We start from the raw sequence: 25,108 nt of genomic DNA, 5'->3' as shown, positions 1-25,108 counted from the left end.
TGTCCACATTCGAGTCACCAGCCATGAGCCAGATGACGAGTAGACGCGCTTTTCTCAGCGCGCGCATACTTAGGGAAGATCGCGATGCGATCCGCCCGCCGGGCGCGGCCGTTTCGGACTTTGCAGATCTGTGCACACGCTGCGAGGATTGCGCCTCGGCTTGCCCCGAAAACGTCATCACATTCGATGACGGTGGTTTTCCCACTCTCGACTTTTCCGCAGATGGTTGCACCCTATGTGGAGACTGCGCCCAAGCGTGCCCAACACTTGCGCTGTTGCCCGAACGTGTGGCCCAATGGCCGTGGCGTGCACAAGTTGATGCGGCAAGCTGCCTGTCAATGAACGGGGTCAGCTGCCGCGTATGCCAGGACAATTGCGAGCAAGACGCCATCCGCTTTCGTCTGCAACTGGGCGGACGGGCGGAGCCTGCGCTTGATACCGAAGTCTGTATCGGTTGCGGAAGCTGCTCTGCTGCCTGCCCCGCCGGGGCCATCTCGATGCACCGCCCCACCCCACAACACCCGGAGGTGACCTAATGAATATCTGTGGCTGTCTCGTCCACATCGCCCCAGATCACACCGACGCCGCGCGTGCGGCAATGACTGGAACCCAAGGCGTCGAGCTTCATGCCGAAGCCGAGGATGGCCGGTTTGTAGTGGTTGTCGAGGATACCGCTGAAAAGCTGGCCTCGGACACCATTATGGATCTGCACCAGATCCCCGGCGTGATCTCTTTGTCGCTGACATATCACCATTTCGAAGATCCGGCGGAGACATCTCCGCAATCAAATGCCCAAAGCCAACCGACCAGCAGGAGGCCCATGCAATGACTGTTTCTGAATCCCGTCGTACTTTTCTAAAGGCATCCGCCGCTGCCGCAACGGCCTCGGCCGCTGGCATTCCGATGGCCGCCGGTCAGGCCAATGCGCAGGCCGATGCGCCCGATATTCGCTGGGACAAGGCCGCTTGCCGTTTCTGCGGCACTGGATGCTCGGTTCTGGTTGGCACCAAGGATGGCCGCGTTGTCGCCACACAAGGCGACCCCGACGCACCCGTGAACCGGGGTCTGAACTGCATCAAAGGCTATTTCCTGTCCAAGATCATGTACGGCAAGGATCGCCTGACCACCCCACTGCTGCGCAAAACCAACGGCGAATACGACAAGAACGGTGAATTTGAGCCCGTCAGCTGGGATGAAGCCTTTGATGTCATGGCCGCCAAATGGAAAGAGGCCCTGGCCAAGAAAGGCCCGACCAGCGTCGGCATGTTCGGCTCGGGCCAATGGACCGTCTGGGAAGGTTACGCTGCGGCCAAAATGATGAAAGCAGGCTTCCGGTCAAATAATATCGACCCCAATGCACGCCATTGCATGGCCTCGGCTGTTGTGGGTTTCATGCGTACCTTTGGCATCGACGAGCCGATGGGGTGCTATGACGATCTGGAACACGCCGATACCTTCGTGCTGTGGGGTTCGAACATGGCCGAGATGCACCCGATCCTGTGGTCGCGCCTGACGGATACGCGCCTGACAAAACCGGGATGCGAAGTGCATGTACTGTCGACCTTCGAGCATCGCTCGTTCGAACTGGCCGACAACGGAATGGTGTTCGAACCACAGACAGACCTGGCAATCCTGAATTATATCGCCAACTACATCATCCAGAATGGCGCGGTGAACGAGTATTTCGTGCGTAACCACGTCAATATCACTAAGACCGCAACCGATATCGGTTATGGCCTGCGTGAAACCAATGCGTTGCAGCAGGAAGCCGCGAACCCGAACTCGGGCAAGCTGGAAACCATCAGTTTCGAGGAATACGCCGAGGCTGTCGCACCCTACACGCTGGAGTACACTTCCGAGCTGTCCGGCGTCCCTGCGGATAAGCTGGAAAAACTGGCGCAGCAATATGCAGACCCAACACGCAAGGTCATGAGCCTGTGGACCATGGGCTTCAACCAGCACACACGCGGGTCCTGGGTGAACTCTCTGATGTACAACGTGCACCTGCTGGTGGGTAAGATATCGGAACCCGGCAACTCGCCCTTCTCGCTGACCGGTCAGCCCTCGGCCTGTGGCACCGCGCGTGAGGTCGGCACCTTTGCCCATCGCCTGCCCGCCGACATGGTCGTCGCGAATGATGAGCACAGGGAAATTTGCGAAACCGCTTGGAACATTCCGGCTGGCACCATCCCGCCAAAGCCCGGCTTCCACGCCGTGTTGCAGCACCGCAAACTGAAAGATGGTGAGCTGAACGCTTACTGGGTTCAGTGCAACAACAACATGCAGGCTGCGCCCAACATCAACGAAGAAGGCTATCCCGGTTACCGCAATCCGGAAAACTTCATCACCGTATCTGATCCTTATCCGACAGTTACGGCGGTGTCTGCCGACCTGATCTTGCCCACCGCGATGTGGGTCGAGAAGGAAGGTGCATATGGCAACGCGGAACGCCGCACCCAATTCTGGCGTCAACAAGTCAAGGCGCCGGGCGAAGCGAAATCCGACCTGTGGCAGTTGATGGAGTTTTCGAAACGCTTCACCGTCGAAGAGGTCTGGGGCGAAGAGCTGCTGGCCAAGATGCCCGAACATCGCGGCAAGACCATGTATGACGTGCTGTTCGCCAACGGCAGGGTTGACCAATTCCCGCTGTCCGAAACTGCGGAAGGCTTCGACAACGACGATGCCGAGCATTTCGGTTACTACGTCCAGAAAGGTTTGTTCGAGGAATATGCCGATTTCGGGCGTGGTCATGCGCATGACCTTGCTCCGTTCGACATGTATCATCAGGCACGCGGCATGCGTTGGCCGGTCGTGGATGGCAAGGAAACGCTCTATCGCTTCCGCGAAGGATATGACCCCTACGTGCCCGAAGGCGCGGATGTGAAGTTCTACGGTCACAAAGACGGTAAAGCCAAGATCATCTTTGCGCCGTACGAACCTGCCGCCGAAGTGCCCGATGAGGAGTACGATCTGTGGCTGTCAACGGGCCGCGTTCTGGAGCACTGGCACTCGGGCTCGATGACTCGCCGGGTTCCGGAACTGCACCGCGCTTATCCGTCGGCTGTGGTGTACATGCACCCAGAAGACGCGCGTGATCGCGGCTTGCGGCGCGGGCAAGAGATTGTCCTGTCCACCCGTCGCGGGGAAGTCACCAGCCGAGTGGAGACCCGAGGCCGGAACAAGGTGCCGCGTGGTTTGGTCTTCATGCCCTGGTTCGACGAGCATCAGTTAACCAACAAACTGACGCTGGACGCGACCTGCCCGCTTTCGAAAGAGACCGACTTCAAGAAGTGCGCCTGCAAGGTCGAGCGCGCGTAACCAGCAAGGATTGTACGGGTAATTCCCATGCCTCTTGTCGACACACCCCTTTCGCCGCAACGGCGCCGGTTCCTGCAGGACTCGGCCCGCGCGGCGGGCGGCTGCGTTGTCGCCGGGTCGGTGCTGGCCTATCTGGCCCGCGACGCCCGCGCGCTGCCAGCCGAGGCTTTGCGCCCGCCCGGCGCATTGCCGGAAAAGGAGTTTCTGTCGGCCTGCATCCGCTGCGGTCTGTGTGTGCGGGATTGCCCCTACGACACCCTGAAGCTGGCCGAACTTGGATCGGATGCGGTAGCAACCGGAACGCCGTTTTTCACCGCGCGGGATATTCCCTGCGAAATGTGCGACGACATTCCTTGTGTGGCCGCATGTCCAACAGGGGCATTGGACCCCGGGTTGGACAATATCGACGATGCCAAAATGGGCGTCGCGGTGCTGGTCGATCAAGAGAACTGCCTGAACTTCCTCGGCCTGCGTTGCGATGTCTGTTACCGCGTTTGTCCGGTGATTGATGAAGCGATCACGCTCGAGACCGAGCATAATACTCGATCCGGTCATCACGCGCTGTTCATTCCGACCGTCCATTCCGATCGCTGCACTGGCTGCGGCATGTGCGAAAAAAGCTGTGTTCTACCCGAAGCAGCCATCAAGGTTCTGCCTACGCGGCTGGCGCGTGGTAGTTCGGCAGAACACTACCGGAAAGGCTGGGAAGAAAAGGCTGCCAAGGGCGCGCCGGTTGTCGAAGGGATCATTGATTTGCCCGACCGTTTGCCAGGACCTGGCACCGACAACTTGGTTTCTCCGGGCGGGTTTGCCCCCGGATATGAACTACCCGGAGTCGGACAATGAGCGCCCGCACGCATATGCCTGTAGGTCACGAGGCAGTCGAAAGCAAAGGTTGGATCGGCGCACATCGCTATCTGTTATTGCGCCGCGTAAGTCAGCTGTTCTTTCTGGTTCTGTTTCTGCTGGGTCCGTGGTTCGGCATATGGATCGTGGAAGGAAACCTGGCGGGGTCGCTGACGCTGGGCGTGTTGCCCCTGACAGACCCTTTCATCCTGTTGCAAAGCTTCGTTGCGGGTCATTTGCCTGAGGTGACGGCACTGATCGGCGGGCTGATCGTTTTGGCGGTTTATGCGCTGATCGGCGGTCGGGTCTATTGTTCCTGGGTTTGCCCTATCAACCCGGTGACGGATGCCGCGAACTGGCTGCATCGCAAGCTGGATCTGCCCAAAGGTTGGCAGCCCAAGCGCAGTTCGCGCCTGTGGGTTCTGGCAACTGTCTTGCTTGTGTCGGGCCTGAGCGGTGTGATCGCGTGGGAGCTGGTAAATCCGATCACCATGCTCCATCGCGGACTGGTTTTCGGCATGGGTTTTGTTTGGGCCATGATTGCCGCGATCTTTATCTTTGACGTGATTGTCTCACGTCATGGCTGGTGTGGTCATCTGTGTCCAGTCGGTGCGTTCTATGGCCTGATCGGGTCAAAAAGCCTGCTACGTGTAAGCGCCACCAATCGCGCCGCCTGTGACGACTGCATGGATTGCTATGCGGTCTGTCCGGAAAATCAGGTGATCTCACCCGCGCTGAAAGGCAAGTCGGGACACACGCCACTGATCCTGTCACCCGACTGCACAAACTGCGGACGTTGCATCGATGTCTGCGCAGTCGACGTTTTTAACTTTACTCACCGGTTTGACGACCACGTCGTTCAACCTTCCGATCCAGTTGCCGCGCCTGAACCGCGCGCTGCCAGACCTATCTAGGGGAGTGCCAAGATGAAAAGATCAATCGTTACAGGCGGAATTGCCCTTCTACCCGTATTGTTGCTGAGCGGATGGGCCCTCGCGCAATCCGTACAAGTTGAAACCCTGCGAGGCGCGGACGTGGACGAACCGATCCCGCTGGATCAAATCCACAAAAATGTAGAAGGACGGATGCAGCGCAATTATCGCCAGCAGCCGCCGCTGATCCCACACTCGATCGAACAATATCAGATCGATGTGCGCACCAATCAGTGCCTGTCCTGCCATGACTGGTCCAAAGCTGGCGAGAGAAATGCACCGACCCTTTCGATGACCCACTATCTGGACCGCGAAGGCCGCGAGTTGGATCGCATCGCAGGAACCCGGTATTTCTGCAATCAGTGCCACGTTCCGCAAGCGGACGCGCCGCCGCTGGTCGATAACGTGTTCCAGCCCTCAACTGGCAACTGATTCAACTCAAGACTGAAAGGAGCAGCGACATGGCAGACTCCCCCGAAAAACGCGGCTTTTTAGGTCGACTGTGGAACGCGATCTGGACACCGGCGGTAATGTTCAGCTCGGGCTTTCTGATCCTTGCAGGATTTCTGGCCGGTATCCTGTTCTGGGGTGGGTTTCACTGGACCCTGGAATTGACCAATACAGAAGAGTTTTGTGTTTCGTGCCACACCATGGAAACGAATCTGGGCGAATACCGCGAGACGATCCACTACAACAACCATTCCGGTGTGCGTGCGATCTGTTCCGATTGCCACGTTCCGGATGAGTGGAACCACAAGATCAAAGCCAAGATCATGGCCGTGAAAGACGTCTATCACGAGCTTGCCGGAACCATCAGCACGCCCGAGAAATACGAGGATCACCGGCTGGCAATGGCCTCGGCGGTGTGGAAAAAGATGAAAGCGTCCGACAGCCGCGAATGCCGCAACTGTCACAACTTCGACTATATGGACTTTACCATTCAGGAAACCCGCGCCGCGTCGGAACACCAGCGCGCTATCGACACAGGCATGACCTGTATCGATTGCCACCAGGGTATCGCGCACAGCCTGCCGCCGAACTACCTGGAAACATATGAGAATGTGACCGCGGGACTTGAAGGCGAAGTTCTGGAAGAACATGCGACCGCATCTGGCGACGATATCCGTGACTTCCTGAACAACAGCTCGAATTGAAGGGGGAGCGGAGATGCTAGAGATACTGGGAACGATAGGCGGCAACATCCTAAGCCTGCCCGGCATTCTGGGGCTGGCCCTTGGCATGATGACCCGCAAGCTGTGGCTGGGCGCGGCATTGGGTGGCGCAGTCGGTATATTCGAAACGCTGGTGTTTGCTGGCTTTCAATTCGCGCAAGTCGAAGGTTTAGAGCTTGTCATCGCCGTCGTGGTCGGTGTCTGCGCAGGCAGCTTGGGCACGGCCATTCGACTCAAGGGTTCTACGGCCTGACATAGATCCGGTTCCGCCACCCCGGCGGGACCGACACACGCCAACAGACCTTAGGGCTCAATCTGGATTCAATCCAAGGAAGTTAAACAGTTCAGGAAACGGGTAGTCCTGCCTGTCGGCATCCGCCCCAAAAGCAAGAATGCCGGATTGGCGGTCTGCAAATGTGCCGTCTGAAAAGTAGGGCAAGCTTTTGTCGTATCTGGACAACGTTTTCTCCGAAATGCCATGCGTTCTTTTCATGTAGTGCGTCAGACGTTTCTTCGGAAAATTCTCAGCCGCGATTTCATTATGCACATCATCAAGTCCGAAGTGCTTTAGAAAAGCCAAAAGGGACAGGGTATAGATCTCTTCTATTTCGCGGGTCGTGTTGGCCCAGGGTTTGACTGGTCCTGTAAAGTGAACGTAACGGGGGTTCAGCAAAGCTATGATCTTGCCCGGCAGGTATGAGTGCTGCCAATTCCACGATGGCGACAACTCTAGCCAGTTTCCGTCCACAGCAATGTTAAGTGCGCTTTGGTCGGCCAAGGGCAGAGGATCACTCGCACCAGTCAACGCGCCAAGCGCCTTTTCAAAGATGTTTTCCGCAATCAAAGCCCTGCTGTTGACGAACAGCATACCGGCATTGAAGTACTTTTGCTGCGCGCCTGCAGGTAATAAATTGAAGTCTGCGTTTTTCCAGAACCGGCCCTGCGTCCAGCGGGTGTTATCGGCCACGGCCGCAATGGGCTGTTCAAAACCCTGCAACTGCATCAGGTCTGACGGCGACCCCCAACGTTGCACGATGTCATTATCAAGATACAGTACAAATTCGTGCAAATGAGACAGATCGCCTAGTGCTTTTAGCCTGAGCAAAGTCGCCTGGGACACGTAACCATGCGACTTGAATTTTTCGGGCGGGACAATATCGTCCAAACAATAGACGATCCTGAAATATCTTGAAAACAGAGTTTCCAACCGCGGATCTACCTGAGCCGAGACATAAAGGTAATGCTGAATCTCGTTGGTCGTGTCGAGCAAGAATGATCGCACCAACGCATAGGCCGCCTGCCAAATCTGGTTTTCGTCCGTGCACAGCACGACAGCCATTTTTTTGTCGCTGGTCATCCGACACAATCCTGCGGGTCATAACTTGAACGCAAAAATGGGCCGAAAGGTATCGAGAGCGATAGGCTATCAATCATATTGACCAAGTACTTTTTGCATCGCTAGGATTTTGGGTGCGCCGCGTCGCTTGAACTTGTCGGGGAAGACGAAGGCGAACCCGATTTCATCCGCAAGAGCGTTCAGATCGCGCTCGATCTCCTGATCAGAGTGCGCAAACCTACGGGTACGTTGGAAGTCATGGAATAGATCTCCCGTCTTGGGAAAATCCGGGTTCTCAAACGTGCCCGGTTGCCAGTGGAGGTCCTCGATAATGTAAATCCCACCATCCTTGAGTTTTGGCCACATCTCCAAAAGCGCGAATTGCTGATGATGCGAGGCGTGCGAAGCGTCGTCGATGATCACATCAAAGGGCTGTTCAAACTGGGCCGCTGCAGCTTTGATGTTCTCACGCTTTTCCATATCGCATTGGACGAAATCAAACCTAGGCCCCTTGCGCCAAGAAAAGTCCGAGATATCCAGACCCGTGACATGAGCATGTTCGAAATATTCCAGCCACATATCAACCGATGGAACGCGATCCGTTTCACGGTCTGCCCGACGCCCCCGCACCTCGGGGCCACCGCGCAACAACCCCATTTCAAGCAACCGAATAGGCTTGTCCCGAAGCGGGTGAAACAGAAGCTCGTACAGCCGCGTGTAACCATGAGCCAGATCCGTCAGTCCCTTGTCGGTACCGTGTTTTTTGGCCAGCTGGGTGAGATTGGGCATTTTTGGGGCCGCGCTCCGTGAATTCAGACTTGTGATCATCCCTACTGCATTGAGCGAGGGCCGGGTATTTGTCAATCAGCGATCCTGTTGGCCTTGAACGCTGTTTGGGTCGAGTACCTCGTAGCGTTCTAATTCAACACGCGGCCTCGTTCTTTGTCATTGGGTTGCTGCAATTCATTTCTTAACCGATTTCAATTGGCAAGCTGAGCAGCAAAAACGAACCTGTGGAACGGGATTCCCCCTTTCCAATATCGCTTTGATACCCTGACTCACTATTCCCAACTGAAGGCAGCAAAGGCGGGTTGAAATTTCAACAGGATTTCTTCAAACAAGATAACTCGTTAACGAAGTTGCCCTTGCGTCAAGCGCCTTCTAAAAAATCCTCTCTATTTTTGCCTATGCAAATACAATATAAACTGTGGGGACTATGAGGGGAAAAATATGGGCGGGATCGCAAGACTATGACGCGGGTCCTTGAGGCAAAACGTATTTCCAAAGTTCTAAATCTGGCCGGTCTGACGGATCATTTATCGATGTTCCGGCAAGAAGGCGTGGACGACCAGCTTTTGGACGATCTGACCGACCCGGAACTGCGCGACCTTGGGTTGAGCGTTGGGGAAAGAAAAAGGTTTCGCAAAGCTCAGGCGGAACTCAAAAGCAAAGACGCGTCAGGCCGAGATGGAGTAAAGTCCGAGGCCGAACGAAGGCAACTGACTCTGGTCTTTTGCGACCTCGTCGGATCCACGCAGCTTGCACAGCGCTATGATCCCGAAGACCTGATGCAGATCATGAATCTGTACTTGGATACAGCCATCGGCACCTTGAAACAGCATGGCTGTCATCTGGCCTATCGTCAGGGCGATGGCATCATGGTGTATTTTGGGTATCCCAAAGCAATGGAAGACGACGCTGAGCGGGCTGTAAGGGCAGTTTTGGAAACCATTGAGGCTGTTCAAAACCTGGACAACAAATTCGGTGAAAAACTTAATCTGCGTGCAGGAATCGCAACCGGAATGGTCGTTGTTGGCATCGTGTCCTCGAAAAGCCTTGGGTCTGAGGAATTTTTGGTTGGCGAGACGGCGAACCTTGCGTCCCGGTTGCAAGGGCTCGCTAAGCCTGGGGAGGTGATCGTCTCATCAGAAACAATGCGGCTGACACAGGGAACGTTCGAATTCGAGCCGCGCGGTAGCCATGATTTGAAAGGGTTCGAAGACCAGCGCAAAGTCTTTTGCGTGCTCAAGGAAACCGTATCTGCCAGTCGATTTGAGGCCCGGACCGGACAATCTGCAGTCAAACTGGTGGCACGGCACGACGACCTGTCGACTTTGACTCAGCTTTGGTCTGCAGCACAGGAAGGGGCCGGCAGAATGGCACTTGTCGGCGGCGCGGCAGGTATAGGCAAGTCGAGACTGATCAAGTCGCTGTCTGAAACGGTCGGGGTCAAACCGCTTACCCTACAATGTACGCCACACCTGACCAGTCTACCTCTACACCCTATAATAAACGAGTTACGACGTGTGTCAGGCGACCAATCCGACGAAAATATCCAGGCTGCGGTAACAGGTTTTGTTCAATCCGCCTCGCGTGTGAACGAAACGGACTTGCCCGTCCTGCTGGATTTGGCAGGTGTCGACTCGGGCGCGCCCGCCGAACCTGATCCGCTGAAAAAGGCGCGGAAATCCATGGATGTGCTTCTGCGCAGCCTTGCCAGCATATGCGACAGGCGCGGCACGTTGCTGTTGGTTATAGAAGATGTTCACTGGGCAGATGCCACCACATTGGATTTTCTGGACACACTTGCTGCCAATCTGGCAGGTTTCCCGGTACTTATGGTTCTGTCACACCGGCCTGAATACGAGCCGCCAGAGCATTACCTGGACAAGGCGGCAACCGTCGATCTGTCACCGCTTGCAAGGACAGAGGCATCCGAGTTGGTACGCCGTGTGGCCGAGCCCTTTAGTCTGCCAGTTATTCTGATCCGTCAGATCATTGAAAAAGCGGATGGGGTTCCTCTGTTCATTGAGGAAATAACAAAGGCGGTTCTGGATCAGCTACCCGCCGACGCGCCGATCAATGCCGAGGTGCTGGATGCGCTGAGCGTTCCATCCACGCTGCAGGATTCGTTGATGTCACGCCTTGACAGAATGGAAAACGCCAAACCTGTTGCGCAGTTGGGATCAGTCATCGGGCGCAGCTTTTCAGCACGCATGATCGACGCGGTCGCCCAGGACAGCATGGATGTCGACAAAGCCTTGCTGGAATTGATGGCGGCCGGTGTACTGTTGGCGACCAGCGACGAAGGGTCCGCCACCTATACGTTCAGCCACGCGCTTGTTCAGGATACCGCCTATAACTCTCTGCTACGCGACGATCGTCAAAAACTGCATCTGAAAATTGGCAAAGCCCTACTTGAAAAGCACAAGGCCTTTGGCAACCCAGCCCCTGACACCATCGCGCATCACTGCGATTTGGGTGGTTTAAAGGACGAAGCTGTCGCCCACTGGTTCACCGCAGGCGAGCAAGCCCTGTCCCGACTCGCGAACTTGCCCGCGATCTCAGCCTTTCGGGCGGCGCTGCGCAATCTCGGGTCCATGCCCGCAACTGCCGAACGTGACGGGTTCGAATTGCGCGTTCAGATGAACATTCTGCCCGCTTACATGGCGATCTATGGCTGGTCTGCTGATCAGGTCGGAGAGACAGCCGCGCGCGCCATGGAGCTTGCCCAGTCTCTGGGTGATGGAGAGACGCTTTTCGCTGCAACCTTCTGCCGTTGGACCAATTTCTTTGTTGGTGGCCAAATGAATCACGCAATGGAGATGGGACAGGCGCTGGATGCGATGGCTGGAATGACCGGGGATCCGGTTGCCAACGTTCTCACCGCCCGCGCGCTGAGCTTCACCCATTACTTCCGTGGTGAGTTCGCCGAATGTGAGCGTCAGCTTGACCGGGCCTTTGCCCTGATATCGCCAGAACTTGATATGGCGATGATGCCGATGACGCAGTCTTCGACCATGGCTTCGCTGTTGGCGATTCAAGGATGCCTGCTATGGCAGCAAGGTAAGTTCGACAAAGCTGAAACTGCGCGTCTTAAGTCCATTGAAGTCAGCAGGGCGCTGAACCACGCGCCCAATCTGGTCTATATCATGGGTGCCTGCTGCATGTTCCTGCCTTACGCTGGTGAGTGGGACAGGATGGACGTAACGATGAAGGAAGCCCGCAAGATCGCAGATGAGGAAGGGTTCCTGTATCTGCACGCCATGCAGGACATCTATATGGGTCTTGCACAGGCCGGGAAAGGCGACCTTGCTGATGTGCCCGAACAGATCGAAGCGCGCATGAACCTGATTTCGAAATCAGGCGGCAACTTCACTTTCCCGCAGAATCAGATCGTATTGTCGGAAATAATGATCGATCATGGTGACCTCGATAGGGCGATGGACCGGCTCGAGGCGGTCTGCGCACCCGGCTGGGAACGCGGAGAAACGCTAAACAAGCCTGAATATCACCGCGTGCGAGCCAAGGCCTTCGCGGCAAGCGGGAAAATAGATGCAGCCAGGGCTGAAGCCGTGCAGGCACTAACGCTGGCGCGCAGCATTGGGGCTATTGTGCAGGAAGATCGGGCCAGACAATTTCTGGACCAACTGACCGAAAAAAAATTGAACAAAACCAAGTGAACCGCCAAATATGGCGGCAAAACCAAGAGGGATTTGACATGACCGATGCATTGGACTGGGGCGACGCCCAGTGGAACGCCGTGAACAAAGCCGTCCATGATGAGGCGCTCCGCGCGCGGGTGGCCGCAAGTTTTCTGCCACTATACGGGCCGCTCCCCGCTGATACACAATCGGTCCCGCTGAACCGGCTTGAACTGGTCGACAACGAAAACGGCACTGCAAAACGCCTTGGTGTCAACGACTTTGACACCACGCGCCTGACCACTGTGTCTGTGAACGTCTATCTGAAAAGCGCGCAGATGGCCGACCCCGAGCTGTCCGCGGCGTTGATCATGTTCCGCCGTGCGGCTGCGATTGTGGCACGGGTCGAAGACGACATCATCTTCAACGGCCAACCGGGCACCGGGCAAGGTCCCAAACCCAACTCTAGCGCGCCCACCTCTTTGCCACCGATCTATACCGTCAGCGGCGGCGGCAAATACGAAGGCTTGCTGGAAGCGGGTGAGACATCTTCTGGTTCGTCGTCAGCAAAGAAGACAACCTACACCGGCACCAAAGTGTTCGAAGCGGTGGTTGCGGGTATCAATGAACTGGAATCGCGCGGGTATCTGGGCCCCTATGCCTGTGTGATGGGCAATGGCCTGTTCCAGGCCGTGACGACGCCGCTGGAAAACTCGATGGTGCTGCCGCGGGACAGCATTCTGCCGTTTCTGGATGGTCCGTTGCTGCGCTCGGGCACCCTGCCCGCGAATAACGCAGCGCTTGTGTCGCTGCAAGGCGCACCTGTTGAAATCGTGGTGCCATCTGAAATCGCGGTCAAGTACTTGCAGACTTCGTCGGAAGGTGAGCATGTCTTCCGTGTGCAACAGAAATTCCGCCTGCGGATCAAGGAAGAACAGGCCATCTGCACCCTCACCTGCTGACCGGAGGCTTGGCTGTGCGCGAGTTTACAGACCGGGGTGTAACCCTGCGCTGGTCAGAAACGATCAGTGCAACCGGTGACAAGCGAGCTTTGATAGAAGCTGGACCATCCGTTTCGCCTCATGACACAATGCGGCTGATCTGTTCACCGGATGGCGGCCCCGAGCGGGCCATTCGCGGCTGGCCTTTGAGCTATGATAAGAAAACCGGGCTTCAGCGCTTTGCGGCAACACTTCCCTCGGTAGCACAGGACAAGACACTTTGCTGGCGTCCGGTATTGACGTCTGGCGGCCATGAGTATGACCCAGGACCGGACACTGCCCCCAAGACAGCACCGGTGCAAAAGCCAAACCCCGCGCCACAACCACCGGTTTTGGACCATATCGCCAAGTTCGTTGTCCCCTTCGCCAGCGATTTCCACCCTTCGGGCGAGACGCCGGACGGGGTTTGGTTGCATTTCGCCATCAAGGAAGGCGGTACGGTCGAAGGCCCTCATTTGAATGGGGTGATTGAACCGGTTGGAGGCGACTGGATGCGTGTGCGTCCTGACGGCGTGGGGCTTCTCCATGCCAAAGCGCTGATCAAGCCAGCGGACGGCGGCGCTCCGATCCTGTTTGAAGATACCGGCATGTGTGAGTTTGGCCCCGATGGTTATGCCGCACTGTTGAAGGGGAACCTGCCTGCGTCGGCCCCTGTGCGGGTGGCGTCGCGCTACCTGACCTCGAACCTGCATTACAGCTGGATGAATCGGGTGCAGGGGTTTGGCATTGGCGAAGCCAGCCTGTCGGACATAACCCTGCGCTTTGACGTCTATTCCGCGAAAGGAACATCAGATGGCTGAAAAGGTTGTCATTCTTGGGGGTGGCGTGGCCGGCATGAGCGCCGCGCACGAACTGATCGAACGCGGTTTCGAGGTTGAGATCCACGAACGCCAAATGATCCCCGGCGGCAAGGCACGCAGTATCCCTGTGATGAAGGGTGAAGGCGATCACGGCTCGAAGGCAAAGCATATCAAAGCGCTGGAGAATTGGGCCGAGATGGACGGGGCCAGCTATCCGCCCGGAGTGAAACGCCCATGGTTGCCAGGCGAGCATGGGTTCCGGTTCTTCCCGAACTTCTATCGACATATTACCGACACGATGGCCCGTACGCCTTATTACGACAAAGGCACGTGCTTTGATAATCTGGTGCCGACCACTCAGGTTCTGGTCAGTCAGTTCGACAAGCCCGGCATCATTGTACCCGAGCGATTTCCTCGCACCCTCAAAGACGTGGCGGATGCGTTCAAGACAATTGCCTTCGCGCTCTCGCCAAGGGACCAGATAGCATATGAGGATGTCGAGCATTTCGTTGCCTGCATGTGGCGGATAGCGACGTCCTGCAAGGAACGCCGGTTCGACGAATATGAACGGATCGGATGGTGGGATTTCATCGGGGCGGAAGACCGTTCGGAAGCGTATCAGAAGTTTCTTGCCATCGGCCTGACACGGTCTCTGGTGGCCGCTAAAGCCACGACTGCCAGCACCAAGACCGTTGGCGACATTGCCGTGCAGCTGCAGTTGGGCATTGCCACGCCTGAGCCGCATTGCAACAGGTTGCTGAACGGACCGACCAACTTAGTATGGATTCAGCCCTGGCTGGATTACCTCAAAAGCAAGGGGGTCGTTTACAACTTCGAGTCCAAGGTAACAGGCATCGAATGCCAAAACGGGCGGATCACCGGTGCGACGGTTGAACAGGATGGCAGAGAACAGAACGTAACAGGCGACTGGTTCATCAGTGCCATGCCGATCGAGCGCATCGCGCCACTTCTCACGCCCGAGATGATGGCAGCCGATCCGGCGCTTGCCAAACTGCCACTGCTAGCAAACGACGTTCAGTGGATGAACGGTATTCAGTTCTATCTGACCAAAGAGGTCACACTTACAAACGGGCATGTGATCTTCATCGATAGCCCGTGGGCTCTGACCGCCGTGTCGCAAAAACAGTTTTGGCCGGGGATCAACTTTGACAACTGGGCTGAAGGCAAAACCAAAGGCCTGCTTTCAATTGATATTTCGGAATGGGACAAGCCGGGCTTGAACGGAAAGACCGCGCGCAATTGCACCCGGGAAGAGATTGCAAAAGAAGTTTGGGAGCAGCTCAAACGCAGTCTCAACGTGGATGGCGAGACTCTGCTGCGGGATGAGGATATGCACTACTGGTTCCTTGATCCCGACATCGTGCAGGACCCCGAAGATCCCAAACGCCAAAGCAATGTGGAACCTCTGCTTGTCAACCGCATCAACAGTTGGCGATTGCGGCCAGATGCGGCCACGCTGATCCCGAATTTCTTTCTGGCATCCGACTATGTGCGCACCTTTACTGACCTTGCCACAATGGAAGGGGCGAATGAGGCCGCGCGCCGGGCAGTCAACGCGATCCTGCAACGCAGCGGATCGGATGCCGAGCCCTGCCAGATCTGGGACCTGCACGAGCCTGATATCCTGAAACCGCTGCGCGCCTATGACTACGCGCGTTATCAAGCGGGTCTGCCGTGGGACAACAGGTTTGCTGTCGCGGTCGAAGCTGCACTGAAAATGGGCCAAGACACCGCAGGGATTGATCGCGGTGGTGACGGGCCATTGGCAGCCATCGGTGAACCGGCTGCAGAGTATTCAAAACCCGGCGGTATCATCGAAGACCCGGCCATTGCCGAAGCGCTGCGCATGATTTGCCCGCCAAAAGAACTGTTTGATCTGATGGCCAGCTATGAACCAACGGCAGATCTTCCGATACCCGGAGATGAGGTTGCCGAAGATGTGGCCTATGATCTGGGCCGGGACAGCGGTCAGTCTGATGTGCTGTCCAGAGCCCTGCCGATAACGGATGCACCCTTTGCCTCTGCTGGAACCGGGTTTGCCCCCGCCAGCGCGCAGAGCAGCAAACCTCGCGTGATCATCACGCAGAAGGGTTAACCTTTGAAACCCGGAACCGCGCATCTGGACCCTGCGGCACAGCAGGAGTTTCTGAAACAGCTGACCTCTTACGGGGATCGCGCGCGCGAAACTCTGTTGGGGCTTTTGCCAACGGGTGAACCCCAGGCTTACCTGTATGGTCCGATACGGGATTACATCGAAACATCAGGCAAAGGACTACGGCCCGCGCTATTGCTGGCCACATGCGAAGCCTTTGGCGGCAACACCGAGGAAGCACGAGTGTCCGCAGCTGTGCTGGAGCTTTTGCACAATGCCTTTCTGATCCACGATGATATCGAAGACCAAAGCGATTTCAGGCGTGGGCGTGCATGTATGCACCAGCGGCTTGGGATCCCTTTGGCCATAAATACAGGCGACGGGATGCAGGCGCTGGCCCTGCGGCTGTTGCGACAAAATCTGGGGTCGCTTGGACTGGAAACCGGGATGCGTGTCGTGGACGAGTTCGACCATCTGCTACAGCAGTCCATCGAAGGTCAGGCGTTGGAGCTGGGTTGGATACGGGACAATCGGCTAAACGTGGGCGCCTCGGACTATCTGCGGATGTGTCTCAAAAAGACCTGCTGGTACAGTTTCATTCACCCCATGCGGATCGGCGCATTGATTGCACGGCCGCAGGATGTCGCCTCGGGCACACTGAATTTGGATGACTTCAACGCGTTCGGTTTCTTTCTGGGCGCGGCGTTTCAAATTCAGGATGACGTTCTCAACCTTGTTGGTTCGCAAGATAAATACGGCAAGGAAATTGGCGGCGACATCTATGAGGGCAAGCGTACGCTGATGTTGGGGCAACTTGGTCTGCACGCAGATGAGCCGGAACAGAAGCGATTGGCCGAACTGCTATCAAACCCGCGCGAAAATCGCTCAAGTCAAGATGTTGAATGGGTGCTTGAGCGTATGGACCACTATGGCAGCATCCGATTTGCGCAAGATGCGGCCAACGATCTTCTTGCTTCCGCCCGTCAGGAATTTGCGCAGGTATTTGCAGGCACCCAAGACGCCCCGCGTGCATTTCTCGCGCAGTTCATGGATTACCTCGTGACCCGTCAGGTCTGAGCACCTGCAACCTCAAACACCACAACGATCGAAGTCTGCTCGGTCCCGGTGCAGGCGATCCGACCATGATAAGCGCCCGGTTCCGTCAGGTCCGGTACAGTGACAACTACCGCTACATCTGTGGCCTCACCTGCGGCCAATCGAATCTGGGGCGGAATAACGTTGACGCGGTTCGCAGGCAGAATATCCCCATTCGGATTGGTCAGATCACCAGGTTCGAACTGCATTTCAACCGGCTCGTCACCTTCAGCCGCAGCAAAGGACAACAAGATTGTGGCCGTACCGCCGGGATGGCAGATCTTGCGACAGGTAAAAGGCCCTTTGAGGTGTTTTTGGTTGCCGCGCTCTGTCTCAAGCACGCGGCGCGCGATATCCGAAATCGGTTGCGTGTCCGGCTGCGATGCAACAGAGCTAATTACGCGCGACGGGTTTTCGTAGGGTTTACGCTCGAAATAAGGCATAACTTAATGTGCACCCGCAGCGTGGATCAGTAAATGGCAAATTCACCTACTGATCGCCGGGTTTGTTTATTTCCCTTTCCACACCGGATCACGTTTTTCGGCAAAGGCGCGGGCACCTTCCAGTTGATCTTCACTGGCATAGAGTACGTCCACAGTGCGCAGCTGACGTTTGGTGATATGGTTCATCGCATCCTGGAACTTGGAATCTTCCGCATCGCGCACGATCTCTTTGATTGCGGCGTAAACCAGGGGCGGTCCCGACGCCAACAAACGCGCCAGTTCCGACGCGCGGTCCATAAGTTGATCTGCGGTGACAATCTCATTCACCAAACCCCAGCGATTAGCTTCTTCAGCATCGAACCAGCGCCCGGTCAAAAGCAGTTCCATGGCGATGTGATAGGGAATGCGTTTTGGCAGCTTGACACTGGCTGCATCAGCCACAGTGCCTGATCGGATTTCCGGCAAAGCAAAAGTGGCGTGATCAGCGGCAAGGATCATGTCCGCTGACAGGGCCAGCTCTAGCCCGCCCCCGCACGCGATGCCGTTTACGGCTGCGATCACAGGCTTGTTCAGGTCGCGCAGCTCTTGCAGACCTCCAAACCCGCCAACGCCATAATCTCCGTCCACCGCGTCACCATCAGCAGCAGCTTTCAGATCCCAGCCGGGGCAAAAGAATTTCTCGCCCGCGCCGGTCAGAATGGCCACGCGCAGGTCCGGGTCATCGCGGAACTCGGCAAAAACCTCACCCATTCTGCGGCTGGTGGCCAGATCGATGGCATTGGCCTTGGGTCGGTCTAGCGTCACTTCAAGGATCGTTCCATCACGTCGGGTTTTGATCGGGTCCAATTCTCAGGCCTTTCTTATCAAAGCATCCACAGCAACCGCCTTTTCAGGCGTGCACAGAAGCGGGTTAATTTCGACCTCGCCAAGCGCGTCGGCATTTTGCGTGACATAGGCCTGTACGGCCTGGACTGCGGCAATGATCGCATCCATATCAGCCGCAGGTTGACCGCGATAGCCTTCTAGCAAGGGTGCTATCTTCAATGTGCCAAGGGCGCTGCGGATCTCCGCAGGAGAGCTGGGCACCAACAACGAAACCGTATCGCGCAGCAGTTCGGTCAACACGCCCCCTGCCCCCAATGTCAGCACAAATCCATGCGCTGGGTCCCGAAAGACGCCAATTAAAAGTTCGGCGACAGTGCCGGTGATCATCTCTTCTATCAGAATGATTTCCGTGCCGATTTCAGCGGCAACAGCGGCAACATCTTCCGCCTGAATGCCCAACCGAACGGCGGCGTGTTCTGATTTGTGAGCAAGCCCCACGCCTTTTACAGCAAAGGGGCCGTTCATGTCCTGAGCCGCCGCGCGGGCCTCTTCCCTACCTCTGACCGAACGGTTTTGCGGGATACGTAAACCAAACTTGGCCAGCGCCTGTTTCGACTCACCTTCGGTCAGGGTTCGGGACACCTCGGCACAGCCCGGCAGCAAAACAGGCTGTACACAAGGCGCACAGATCTGACCCGCTGCGCGTGTTGCGGCCAGCGCTTCGCGCAAGCCCATAAATGGCACCACTCCGCCAGCCATCAAGTCTTGCGCGACATCCTCCGGCAGCAGTTCTGGCAATGTAGCGACAACAGCAAAACGCGCTCCAGTGTCAGCGCGCACCTTCAAAGCCGCTCGGGTCGCGCTGGCCCAGTCAGTTGGATCGGTGGTCGGGTAGTCGACAATAGAAAACGTCAAATCGATATCCGCGCCAGTCATACCTGACCATGCCCGGGCCATCGCCTCTTCATCGCGCCAGATATAGGTGTGATAGTCCAGCGGGTTATTCAACGCGACCATCGGACCGAGCGCGTCTCGCAAGCGAACCTTTTTATCATCGCTTAACATTGGGAAAGTCAGGTCAGTGCCAACCGTCATGTCTGCAATCAGGCTTGCTTCCCCGCCGGAACAGCTGATCGAAGCGATACGGCCGCCGGGAAGCGGCCCGTAGCAATGCAGAAGTTTGAGCGTTTCGAGGAAATCCGGAAGCGCAGTCAGGCGCGGGATGCCAAGCCGGTCCAACAGCGCCTGCGCGCCTGCATCACTGCCCGCCAAAGATGCCGTATGAGAGACAGTCGCTGCCTGCGCCTGTTCCGATGCACCGACCTTGAGGGCAACAAGCGGGATGCCCTTTTCATGCCCCTTGACGGCCAGCGCCTCCCACTCGCGGATGTCCTTGAAGCCTTCGATATGCAGGCCCACGGCTGTCACGCGTGGATCATCTAGCAGGGCCGCAGCAATCTGCGCCTGGCTGGTCTGAGCCATATTTCCGCAGGCCACCATATAGGCAATCGGCAAACCGCGTTTCTGCATGGTCAGATTGATCGAGATGTTCGAACTTTGCGTCAGGATCGCCACGCCTTTGTCCACCGGCGTCGCCCCGTGCTGGTCAGGCCACAGCAGGGCTCCGTCTAGCGCGTTGATGTAGCCATAGCAGTTAGGGCCAAGAATGGGCATTTCACCGGCTGCGGCGATCAGCTGCGCCTGCAAGTCCCCGCCGCTATCATCTTCAGCGACGGCTTCGGAAAAACCCGAGGCGAAGCAGACCGCCCCGCCCGCGCCCATGCTGGAGAGGACCTGAACCGCCTCAATCGTGGCGTGGCGGTTGATGCCAATGAACACCGCATCCGGGGCTTCAGGCAGGTCTTCGATGTGGCCATAAACCTTGTGTCCCGCGATCTCGTTGGCTTTGGGATGCACTGGCCAAATCTGCCCGGCATAGCCCATACGTTCGGATTGCAGAATGACCTGCTGGCACCAGGCACCACCGCCAATGACAGCGATGGTTTTGGGGCGCAGCAGCCGAGTTAGGTCTTTGTTCATGGTCAGGCGCCCAGTGGACGCAGAAGATCACGACTGATGATATGGCGCTGAATCTCACTGGTGCCGTCCCAGATGCGTTCAACGCGCGCATCGCGCCAGAACCGTTCGATCGGGAAGTCGTCCATAAGGCCCATACCACCATAGATTTGCAGCGTCACATCCGTCACCCGCGCCAGCATTTCCGAGGCGTAAAGCTTGGCCGAGGCAATTTCACGGTTCGATGGCAGGTTCTGATCCAGCCGCCAGGCGGCGGCGAGGGTCAGCCAGTCGGCGGCGTCGATCTCGGTGATCATGTCTGCGATCTGGAAGCCGATGCCCTGAAACTTTCCGATAGGCTGGCCGAACTGCTTGCGCTCGGCCGCATAGTTCAGCGCATAGTCAAAGCAGCGCCGCGCGCGCCCAACCGAGAACGCCGCAACCGTCAGGCGGGTTGCGTAGAGCCATTCGTTCATCACGGCAAAACCACCATCGACTTCGCCCAGAACCTGCGCATCCGGCAGACGGCAATTATCGAAATACAGGATATAGTTCTTGTAGCCCTTGTGGCTTACCGAGTTGTACCCTTCGCGCACTTCAAAGCCCGGGGTGCCGCGATCCACCAGGAAAGTAGTGATGCGCTTTTTGGGGCCCTTGGGGGTCTCGTCCACGCCTGTTGCGATAAAGACGATGAAGAAATCCGCGTGTTCCGCGCCCGAGATGAAGTGTTTCGAACCGTTTACAACCCAGTCACCACCATCGCGCGCCGCCTGACATTTCATACCGCGCACATCCGACCCGGCATCCGGTTCGGTCATCGCCAAAGCATCCATCTTTTCGCCGCGCACGGCGGGCAGCAGATAGCGTTCGCGTTGCTCTTCGTTGCAGGCCATCAGGATGTTTTGAGGGCGTCCAAAGAAATGCGTCAGTGCCATCGAGCCTCGGCCAAGCTCGCGCTCAACAAGGGTGAAATCCAGATGGGATAAGCCCGCGCCACCGACCTCTTCAGGGAAGTTACAGGCATAAAAACCCAGATCGATGCATTTTTGTTTGATTTCGTTGCCCAGCTCCAGCGGGACCGTACCGCTGCGTTCGACGGCCTCTTCATGCGGGTAGATTTCGTTTTCAACAAAGCTGCGGACGGTCGAAACGATCATCTCTTGTTCTTCGGACAAACCAAACTGCATAGCGCGCATCCCTTGGATCAGTTGTTGACCCAAAGAACGTCATCCTCCAAGTATTCGGCATGCAGACTTGGTCGCATTTCATGCAGGATTCGAAATTTTTGCCACAGCACTACAATATTCTGCTTTTCAATGGGTTCTCGAACCATTGTCTTGCGAACATGGTCGAACCATTGCGGGCGGCGAACAACATGTCACGGCAAACGCTCTATGCATGGAGGTTCTGTTCGCTTGATGGGGCGCCCGTACGCAGTTCCAGCGGCCTAAGCGTAACCCCGGATTGCGCCCTCGAAGGTCAGAGCGGAGATGTTTTGGTGGTTATGCCATCTTACGGCTTTCTGAAACTCGATACCCGGTCGACTGCGCGGGCAATTCTGGCCGCATCAAAACGGCACCAGCAGATCGCAGGATTGGACACCGGAAGCTGGCTTCTGGCACGAGCCGGTTTGCTCGATGAATGCCAAGCGACCATTCATTGGGACGAGCTTTCGCGGTTCGAAGAAAGCTTCCCGGCCGTCGATACCGTGCGGGAGCGATTTGTGATTGATGGCAATCTGCTGACCTGTTCCGGGGCAATGGCGGCGTTCGATTTGGCCTCTGCCCTCATTCAGCGGGATCATGGCCCGCTTTTGTCCATGGAGGTAGCGCACCTGCTGATGGGCCGTAAGGGGCGCGACGCTTATGCTCTTCCGTTGAAATCCAAAGACACACTGGTCAATCGGGTACTGGACGTGATGCAGGCGCATATTGAAACGCCGCTTTCAATCGCTCAGGTTGCACGACGCATTGGATGTTCGCAAAGACGGATCGAGGCTCGCGTCCGGGCGGACCTGAAAACAACGCCGCAAGCATTGTACCGACGTCTACGCCTAACGCTTGCGCGTAATCTGGCGGAGGATACGGAACAGTCCATTGCGGAAATCGCCGGGCGTTGCGGGTATGATAACGCCAGTGCGATGACACGGGCATTCAAGGCGGAATTCGGCCAGACCCCGACCGCGTTTCGAAAAATGAACGCCTAATACGCGTTTCAATCTGCCTAGGCAGATCATGTTGGCGAGGCTGCCAATTTCGTCATCGCAAAAAGGCACCATTATCTAGGGCGACAGACACTGGCCTGGCATACTCGTGCTGCGTTCAGCCAAGGGCAACGAAATTTCAAGCCTCCGGTTTCGGCAAGGCTCAGAGCATCGCACGAAGGCCCAACCAGAATGCAATCCAGCATAGACCCACGCTGAGAAGGATATTTCCTGCCGCCATAAGGATGGTGCGCTCGCGGTGCAGTTGCAGAGACTGGTAGGCAAAGCTGGAAAAAGTGGTGAACCCTCCGCAAAAGCCGAACACCAGGCGGCGTTCCTCGTCCGGCAGAACCTGGGGATCGCCCAGATAACCGACCCACAACCCGAGCAGCAAACAACCTGCCACATTCACGATCAGCGTCGACAGCGGTAGTTCGTGCGTGATCACGCGGTTGAGCATGTGCCGTGCGACTGCGCCCAGACCGCCGCCAAGAGCAAATGCTGCGTGTAAATAGAGATCACTCATCCGGGTGCTCTCCGGCGTGGTACTTGCGCCCGATCGCCTCACCCAAGATAGCGGCGGCAAGGCCCAAAACAACCTCAAGGGTCAGAGCTGCGACCATATAGGTGACATCTGCTTGGTGCAGCCGGTCAAGCTCGGCCACGAACGAGGAAAAAGTCGACAACCCGCCGCAAAAGCCAACCGCGCCCAGGTGGATGACATGGGCATGAACCCTGTGCCGCACCGCATAAAGCCAGCCGATGAACAGACAGGCCGCGATGTTGATTCCGAAGGTCGCAGTCACGAAGGGCACACCGGGTATCTCAAGCGACAGCACTTCGCGCAGCAAGGACCCAAGCGCGCCGCCGACAAAGACGGCGAGGTACATGAGTGTTCTCTGCAAGCCCTTGGCCCCCCTGATCAGAATCGTATTCTTCGATCTATTTCCATACAGGCTTGGGTGGTAAAACGCCAATGATCGAGCCGTCGGTACTTCAGAACCGTTGGGCCGATGCACGCTCCCAATCGCTTGCAAATCCCGCAGGGACACTGTCTGCCAGCAACCCACCTTCCGGAAGCCGTTCATAAAGGTCCGCGTATGTAAGCTCTTTTTCGTCCGTTGAGCGGCGCAGAATGTCCGAAGGGTGCAACTCCGTGACCTTTTCATAGCCCATTGCACCCAGAATTTCGCGGAAGCTTTCCAGCGTCGCATCATGATAGCGATGCACCCTCTGACGTTTTTGAGGTACATTCACAGCCTTGGCGCGTTCCTGATCCTGAGTGGCGATGCCCGTAGGACAGCGGTTGGTGTTGCAATGCAGCGACTGGATGCAGCCCACGGCAAACAACATCGCGCGGGCTGAGTTGCACATATCAGCGCCCAAGGCGAGTTTCTCGATAACGTCATAGCCCGTCGCCACCTTGCCCGAACAAATGATGCGGACCTTGTCGCGCACGCCGATGCCACGCAAGCAATTGTCGACAAAGATCAACCCTTCGTTCAGGGGCATCCCCAGCCTGTTGGAGTATTCCACTGGTGCAGCACCGGTACCACCCTCAGCTCCATCCACGGTAATGAAATCGGGCAAAATCCCGGTATCCAGCATTGCCTTGCAGATACTCATGAACTCGGACCGTTTACCGATGCACAGCTTGAAACCCACTGGCTTGCCGTCCGACATCTCACGCAGATGTTGCACAAACTCCATCAGCCCGGTGGGGGTCTCAAAGGCCGCATGTGCAGGAGGTGAGATCACGTCTCTATGGGGTTCAACACCGCGAATTTCAGCGATTTCTTCATCAACCTTAACCGCAGGCAGCACGCCGCCATGAGCGGGTTTTGCGCCCTGGCTCAGCTTGATCTCAATGGCCTTGACCACGTCCTTTCCGGCTCTTTCGGCAAACTTGTCCTTGTCGAACCCACCTTCGGGGGTGCGACAGCCGAAATAGCCGGTACCGATCTGCCAAATGAGATCACCGCCTTCCGCCAGATGATGCGGGCTTATCCCTCCTTCACCGGTGTTGTGGGCAAAGCCACCGTCCTTGGCCCCACCATTCAAAGCCCGGATCGCGGTATGGCTCAACGCTCCGAAGCTCATCGCTGAAACGTTCAGGCGCGACGCATCGTAAGGCTGAGAGCATAGAGGACCACCCAGCGTAACACGCTTCTCGCTTTCCCCCACCTCTTTCGGCACCAACGAATGATTGGTGCGGTGATAGCCCACCTGCGTGATGTCGTACTGGGTGCCAAACGCCTGTGTATCCTGTTGACCCTTGGCACGGGCATAGACCAGACTGCGCGTAATCCGGTTGAAGGGCCGTCCGCTTTCGTTTGTTTCAACAAAATACTGGCGTATTTCTGGGCTGACGAATTCCAGCATGTAACGAAAATGGCCCAGAACCGGATAGTTATTAAGCACATTGTGTTTGGTCGTCATCAGGTCATAAGCCCCGATCGCGATATAGGGCAGCACGATCACCAACAGCCACAGCGCTGGGGTCCAGAACCAGCCAAGCAACAAGGTCAATGGTAGACCAAAAAAGGCCACCGCGTAGTATATATTGCGTACAATCATGCGTCCG

Annotated in this window: 23 protein-coding genes; 14 read left to right on the top strand and 9 right to left on the bottom strand. The window is 56.7% G+C overall.

Features of this window, described 5'->3' with window-relative positions; genetic code table 11:
* The first annotated feature begins 23 nt into the window (after positions 1-23).
* Genes napF through I9187_RS17615 form a run of 8 tightly spaced genes read left to right on the top strand, consistent with a single transcriptional unit; the run spans position 24 to position 6,521 of the window.
* Complete coding sequence (napF, locus tag I9187_RS17650) at positions 24-536, top strand: ferredoxin-type protein NapF (RefSeq protein ID WP_171177307.1); 513 nt, start codon at positions 24-26, stop codon at positions 534-536.
* A complete protein-coding gene (locus I9187_RS17645) occupies positions 536-829 on the top strand; it encodes a chaperone NapD (RefSeq protein ID WP_171177194.1) in 294 nt (97 codons plus the stop codon). Before napF ends, I9187_RS17645 begins: the two co-directional genes overlap by 1 nt.
* Positions 826-3,318 (top strand): nitrate reductase catalytic subunit NapA, encoded by a 2,493-nt coding sequence (napA, locus tag I9187_RS17640; RefSeq protein WP_209509358.1) that lies wholly within the window; start codon positions 826-828, stop codon positions 3,316-3,318. The genes I9187_RS17645 and napA overlap by 4 nt, the downstream gene beginning before the upstream one ends.
* A 27-nt stretch (positions 3,319-3,345) precedes the next feature.
* The gene (gene napG / locus I9187_RS17635) at positions 3,346-4,164 is read left to right on the top strand and encodes a ferredoxin-type protein NapG (RefSeq protein WP_171177198.1); all 819 of its coding nucleotides are present in this window, start codon (positions 3,346-3,348) and stop codon (positions 4,162-4,164) included.
* Positions 4,161-5,078 (top strand): quinol dehydrogenase ferredoxin subunit NapH, encoded by a 918-nt coding sequence (gene napH / locus I9187_RS17630; protein WP_171177200.1) that lies wholly within the window; start codon positions 4,161-4,163, stop codon positions 5,076-5,078. Before napG ends, napH begins: the two co-directional genes overlap by 4 nt.
* A 12-nt stretch (positions 5,079-5,090) precedes the next feature.
* Positions 5,091-5,528, top strand: coding sequence for a nitrate reductase cytochrome c-type subunit (locus I9187_RS17625; RefSeq protein WP_171177202.1), 438 nt, complete (start codon positions 5,091-5,093; stop codon positions 5,526-5,528).
* A 29-nt stretch (positions 5,529-5,557) separates the two neighbouring features.
* Positions 5,558-6,250 carry a NapC/NirT family cytochrome c gene (locus I9187_RS17620; protein ID WP_171177204.1) on the top strand — a complete coding sequence of 231 codons (693 nt, stop codon included), beginning with the start codon at positions 5,558-5,560 and terminating at the stop codon, positions 6,248-6,250.
* A 13-nt stretch (positions 6,251-6,263) separates the two neighbouring features.
* The gene (locus I9187_RS17615; RefSeq protein ID WP_171177206.1) at positions 6,264-6,521 is read left to right on the top strand and encodes a hypothetical protein; all 258 of its coding nucleotides are present in this window, start codon (positions 6,264-6,266) and stop codon (positions 6,519-6,521) included.
* Between the two features lie 57 nt (positions 6,522-6,578).
* Here I9187_RS17615 and I9187_RS17610 read toward each other — a convergent pair whose 3' ends face one another.
* Both I9187_RS17610 and I9187_RS17605 read right to left on the bottom strand, forming a co-directional pair.
* A complete protein-coding gene (locus I9187_RS17610; RefSeq protein WP_171177208.1) occupies positions 6,579-7,625 on the bottom strand; it encodes a glycosyltransferase in 1,047 nt (348 codons plus the stop codon).
* Positions 7,626-7,694: 69 nt separating this feature from the next.
* On the bottom strand, positions 7,695-8,393 hold the full coding sequence (locus tag I9187_RS17605) for a class I SAM-dependent methyltransferase (RefSeq protein ID WP_171177210.1): 699 nt from the start codon (positions 8,391-8,393) through the stop codon (positions 7,695-7,697).
* A 461-nt stretch (positions 8,394-8,854) separates the two neighbouring features.
* Here I9187_RS17605 and I9187_RS17600 point away from each other — a divergent pair, with 461 nt between their 5' ends.
* Genes I9187_RS17600 through I9187_RS17580 form a run of 5 tightly spaced genes read left to right on the top strand, consistent with a single transcriptional unit; the run spans position 8,855 to position 17,019 of the window.
* Positions 8,855-12,067, top strand: a complete 3,213-nt coding sequence (locus I9187_RS17600; RefSeq protein ID WP_209509357.1) for an adenylate/guanylate cyclase domain-containing protein — start codon at positions 8,855-8,857, stop codon at positions 12,065-12,067.
* A gap of 38 nt (positions 12,068-12,105) precedes the next feature.
* Entirely contained in the window at positions 12,106-12,990 is an 885-nt protein-coding gene (locus I9187_RS17595; RefSeq protein ID WP_171177214.1) for a family 1 encapsulin nanocompartment shell protein, read from the top strand.
* 14 nt (positions 12,991-13,004) lie between these two features.
* On the top strand, positions 13,005-13,829 hold the full coding sequence (locus I9187_RS17590; protein ID WP_171177216.1) for a DUF3237 domain-containing protein: 825 nt from the start codon (positions 13,005-13,007) through the stop codon (positions 13,827-13,829).
* Complete coding sequence (locus tag I9187_RS17585; protein ID WP_171177218.1) at positions 13,822-15,945, top strand: FAD-dependent oxidoreductase; 2,124 nt, start codon at positions 13,822-13,824, stop codon at positions 15,943-15,945. Before I9187_RS17590 ends, I9187_RS17585 begins: the two co-directional genes overlap by 8 nt.
* A gap of 3 nt (positions 15,946-15,948) precedes the next feature.
* Entirely contained in the window at positions 15,949-17,019 is a 1,071-nt protein-coding gene (locus I9187_RS17580) for a polyprenyl synthetase family protein (protein ID WP_209509356.1), read from the top strand.
* Here I9187_RS17580 and I9187_RS17575 read toward each other — a convergent pair.
* From I9187_RS17575 to I9187_RS17560, 4 genes are all read right to left on the bottom strand, one after another.
* Positions 17,010-17,480 (bottom strand): hypothetical protein, encoded by a 471-nt coding sequence (locus I9187_RS17575; RefSeq protein WP_171177220.1) that lies wholly within the window; start codon positions 17,478-17,480, stop codon positions 17,010-17,012. The genes I9187_RS17580 and I9187_RS17575 overlap by 10 nt on opposite strands.
* Before the next feature lie 66 nt (positions 17,481-17,546).
* Complete coding sequence (locus I9187_RS17570; RefSeq protein ID WP_171177222.1) at positions 17,547-18,326, bottom strand: carnitinyl-CoA dehydratase; 780 nt, start codon at positions 18,324-18,326, stop codon at positions 17,547-17,549.
* Positions 18,327-18,329: 3 nt separating this feature from the next.
* Entirely contained in the window at positions 18,330-20,345 is a 2,016-nt protein-coding gene (locus tag I9187_RS17565) for an acetate--CoA ligase family protein (protein WP_171177224.1), read from the bottom strand.
* A 2-nt stretch (positions 20,346-20,347) separates the two neighbouring features.
* On the bottom strand, positions 20,348-21,508 hold the full coding sequence (locus tag I9187_RS17560) for an acyl-CoA dehydrogenase family protein (RefSeq protein WP_171177226.1): 1,161 nt from the start codon (positions 21,506-21,508) through the stop codon (positions 20,348-20,350).
* Between the two features lie 80 nt (positions 21,509-21,588).
* Here I9187_RS17560 and I9187_RS17555 point away from each other — a divergent pair, with 80 nt between their 5' ends.
* Positions 21,589-22,527: a GlxA family transcriptional regulator gene (locus I9187_RS17555; RefSeq protein ID WP_171727710.1), complete on the top strand. Its 939-nt coding sequence runs from the start codon at positions 21,589-21,591 to the stop codon at positions 22,525-22,527.
* Positions 22,528-22,687: 160 nt separating this feature from the next.
* Here the strand turns inward: I9187_RS17555 and crcB are convergent, their stop codons facing one another.
* The 3 genes from crcB to I9187_RS17540 form a co-directional block, all read right to left on the bottom strand.
* Positions 22,688-23,050: a fluoride efflux transporter CrcB gene (crcB, locus tag I9187_RS17550; RefSeq protein ID WP_171177230.1), complete on the bottom strand. Its 363-nt coding sequence runs from the start codon at positions 23,048-23,050 to the stop codon at positions 22,688-22,690.
* Positions 23,043-23,414 carry a CrcB family protein gene (locus tag I9187_RS17545; RefSeq protein ID WP_171238276.1) on the bottom strand — a complete coding sequence of 124 codons (372 nt, stop codon included), beginning with the start codon at positions 23,412-23,414 and terminating at the stop codon, positions 23,043-23,045. Before I9187_RS17545 ends, crcB begins: the two co-directional genes overlap by 8 nt.
* A 106-nt stretch (positions 23,415-23,520) precedes the next feature.
* Positions 23,521-25,101 carry an FMN-binding glutamate synthase family protein gene (locus I9187_RS17540; RefSeq protein WP_171177235.1) on the bottom strand — a complete coding sequence of 527 codons (1,581 nt, stop codon included), beginning with the start codon at positions 25,099-25,101 and terminating at the stop codon, positions 23,521-23,523.
* Positions 25,102-25,108 lie beyond the last annotated feature (7 nt).

It is taken from the genome of Ruegeria sp. HKCCE4148 (assembly GCF_017872495.1).
Lineage (GTDB): Bacteria > Pseudomonadota > Alphaproteobacteria > Rhodobacterales > Rhodobacteraceae > Ruegeria.
Note: the sequence above shows the minus strand (reverse complement) of the source record. Positions and strands in the feature narration are given on the sequence as shown.

What these genes read in the sequence shown, in the direction of transcription:
- napF (WP_171177307.1), top strand. Translation starts at nt 24, where the DNA reads ATGAGCCAGATGACGAGTAGACGCGCTTTTCTCAGCGCGCGCATACTT.
- I9187_RS17645 (WP_171177194.1), top strand. Translation starts at nt 536, where the DNA reads ATGAATATCTGTGGCTGTCTCGTCCACATCGCCCCAGATCACACCGAC.
- napA (WP_209509358.1), top strand. Translation starts at nt 826, where the DNA reads ATGACTGTTTCTGAATCCCGTCGTACTTTTCTAAAGGCATCCGCCGCT.
- napG (WP_171177198.1), top strand. Translation starts at nt 3,346, where the DNA reads ATGCCTCTTGTCGACACACCCCTTTCGCCGCAACGGCGCCGGTTCCTG.
- napH (WP_171177200.1), top strand. Translation starts at nt 4,161, where the DNA reads ATGAGCGCCCGCACGCATATGCCTGTAGGTCACGAGGCAGTCGAAAGC.
- I9187_RS17625 (WP_171177202.1), top strand. Translation starts at nt 5,091, where the DNA reads ATGAAAAGATCAATCGTTACAGGCGGAATTGCCCTTCTACCCGTATTG.
- I9187_RS17620 (WP_171177204.1), top strand. Translation starts at nt 5,558, where the DNA reads ATGGCAGACTCCCCCGAAAAACGCGGCTTTTTAGGTCGACTGTGGAAC.
- I9187_RS17615 (WP_171177206.1), top strand. Translation starts at nt 6,264, where the DNA reads ATGCTAGAGATACTGGGAACGATAGGCGGCAACATCCTAAGCCTGCCC.
- I9187_RS17610 (WP_171177208.1), bottom strand. Translation starts at nt 7,625, where the DNA reads ATGACCAGCGACAAAAAAATGGCTGTCGTGCTGTGCACGGACGAAAAC.
- I9187_RS17605 (WP_171177210.1), bottom strand. Translation starts at nt 8,393, where the DNA reads ATGCCCAATCTCACCCAGCTGGCCAAAAAACACGGTACCGACAAGGGA.
- I9187_RS17600 (WP_209509357.1), top strand. Translation starts at nt 8,855, where the DNA reads ATGACGCGGGTCCTTGAGGCAAAACGTATTTCCAAAGTTCTAAATCTG.
- I9187_RS17595 (WP_171177214.1), top strand. Translation starts at nt 12,106, where the DNA reads ATGACCGATGCATTGGACTGGGGCGACGCCCAGTGGAACGCCGTGAAC.
- I9187_RS17585 (WP_171177218.1), top strand. Translation starts at nt 13,822, where the DNA reads ATGGCTGAAAAGGTTGTCATTCTTGGGGGTGGCGTGGCCGGCATGAGC.
- I9187_RS17575 (WP_171177220.1), bottom strand. Translation starts at nt 17,480, where the DNA reads ATGCCTTATTTCGAGCGTAAACCCTACGAAAACCCGTCGCGCGTAATT.
- I9187_RS17565 (WP_171177224.1), bottom strand. Translation starts at nt 20,345, where the DNA reads ATGAACAAAGACCTAACTCGGCTGCTGCGCCCCAAAACCATCGCTGTC.
- I9187_RS17560 (WP_171177226.1), bottom strand. Translation starts at nt 21,508, where the DNA reads ATGCAGTTTGGTTTGTCCGAAGAACAAGAGATGATCGTTTCGACCGTC.
- I9187_RS17555 (WP_171727710.1), top strand. Translation starts at nt 21,589, where the DNA reads ATGCAGGATTCGAAATTTTTGCCACAGCACTACAATATTCTGCTTTTC.
- crcB (WP_171177230.1), bottom strand. Translation starts at nt 23,050, where the DNA reads ATGAGTGATCTCTATTTACACGCAGCATTTGCTCTTGGCGGCGGTCTG.
- I9187_RS17545 (WP_171238276.1), bottom strand. Translation starts at nt 23,414, where the DNA reads ATGTACCTCGCCGTCTTTGTCGGCGGCGCGCTTGGGTCCTTGCTGCGC.
- I9187_RS17540 (WP_171177235.1), bottom strand. Translation starts at nt 25,101, where the DNA reads ATGATTGTACGCAATATATACTACGCGGTGGCCTTTTTTGGTCTACCA.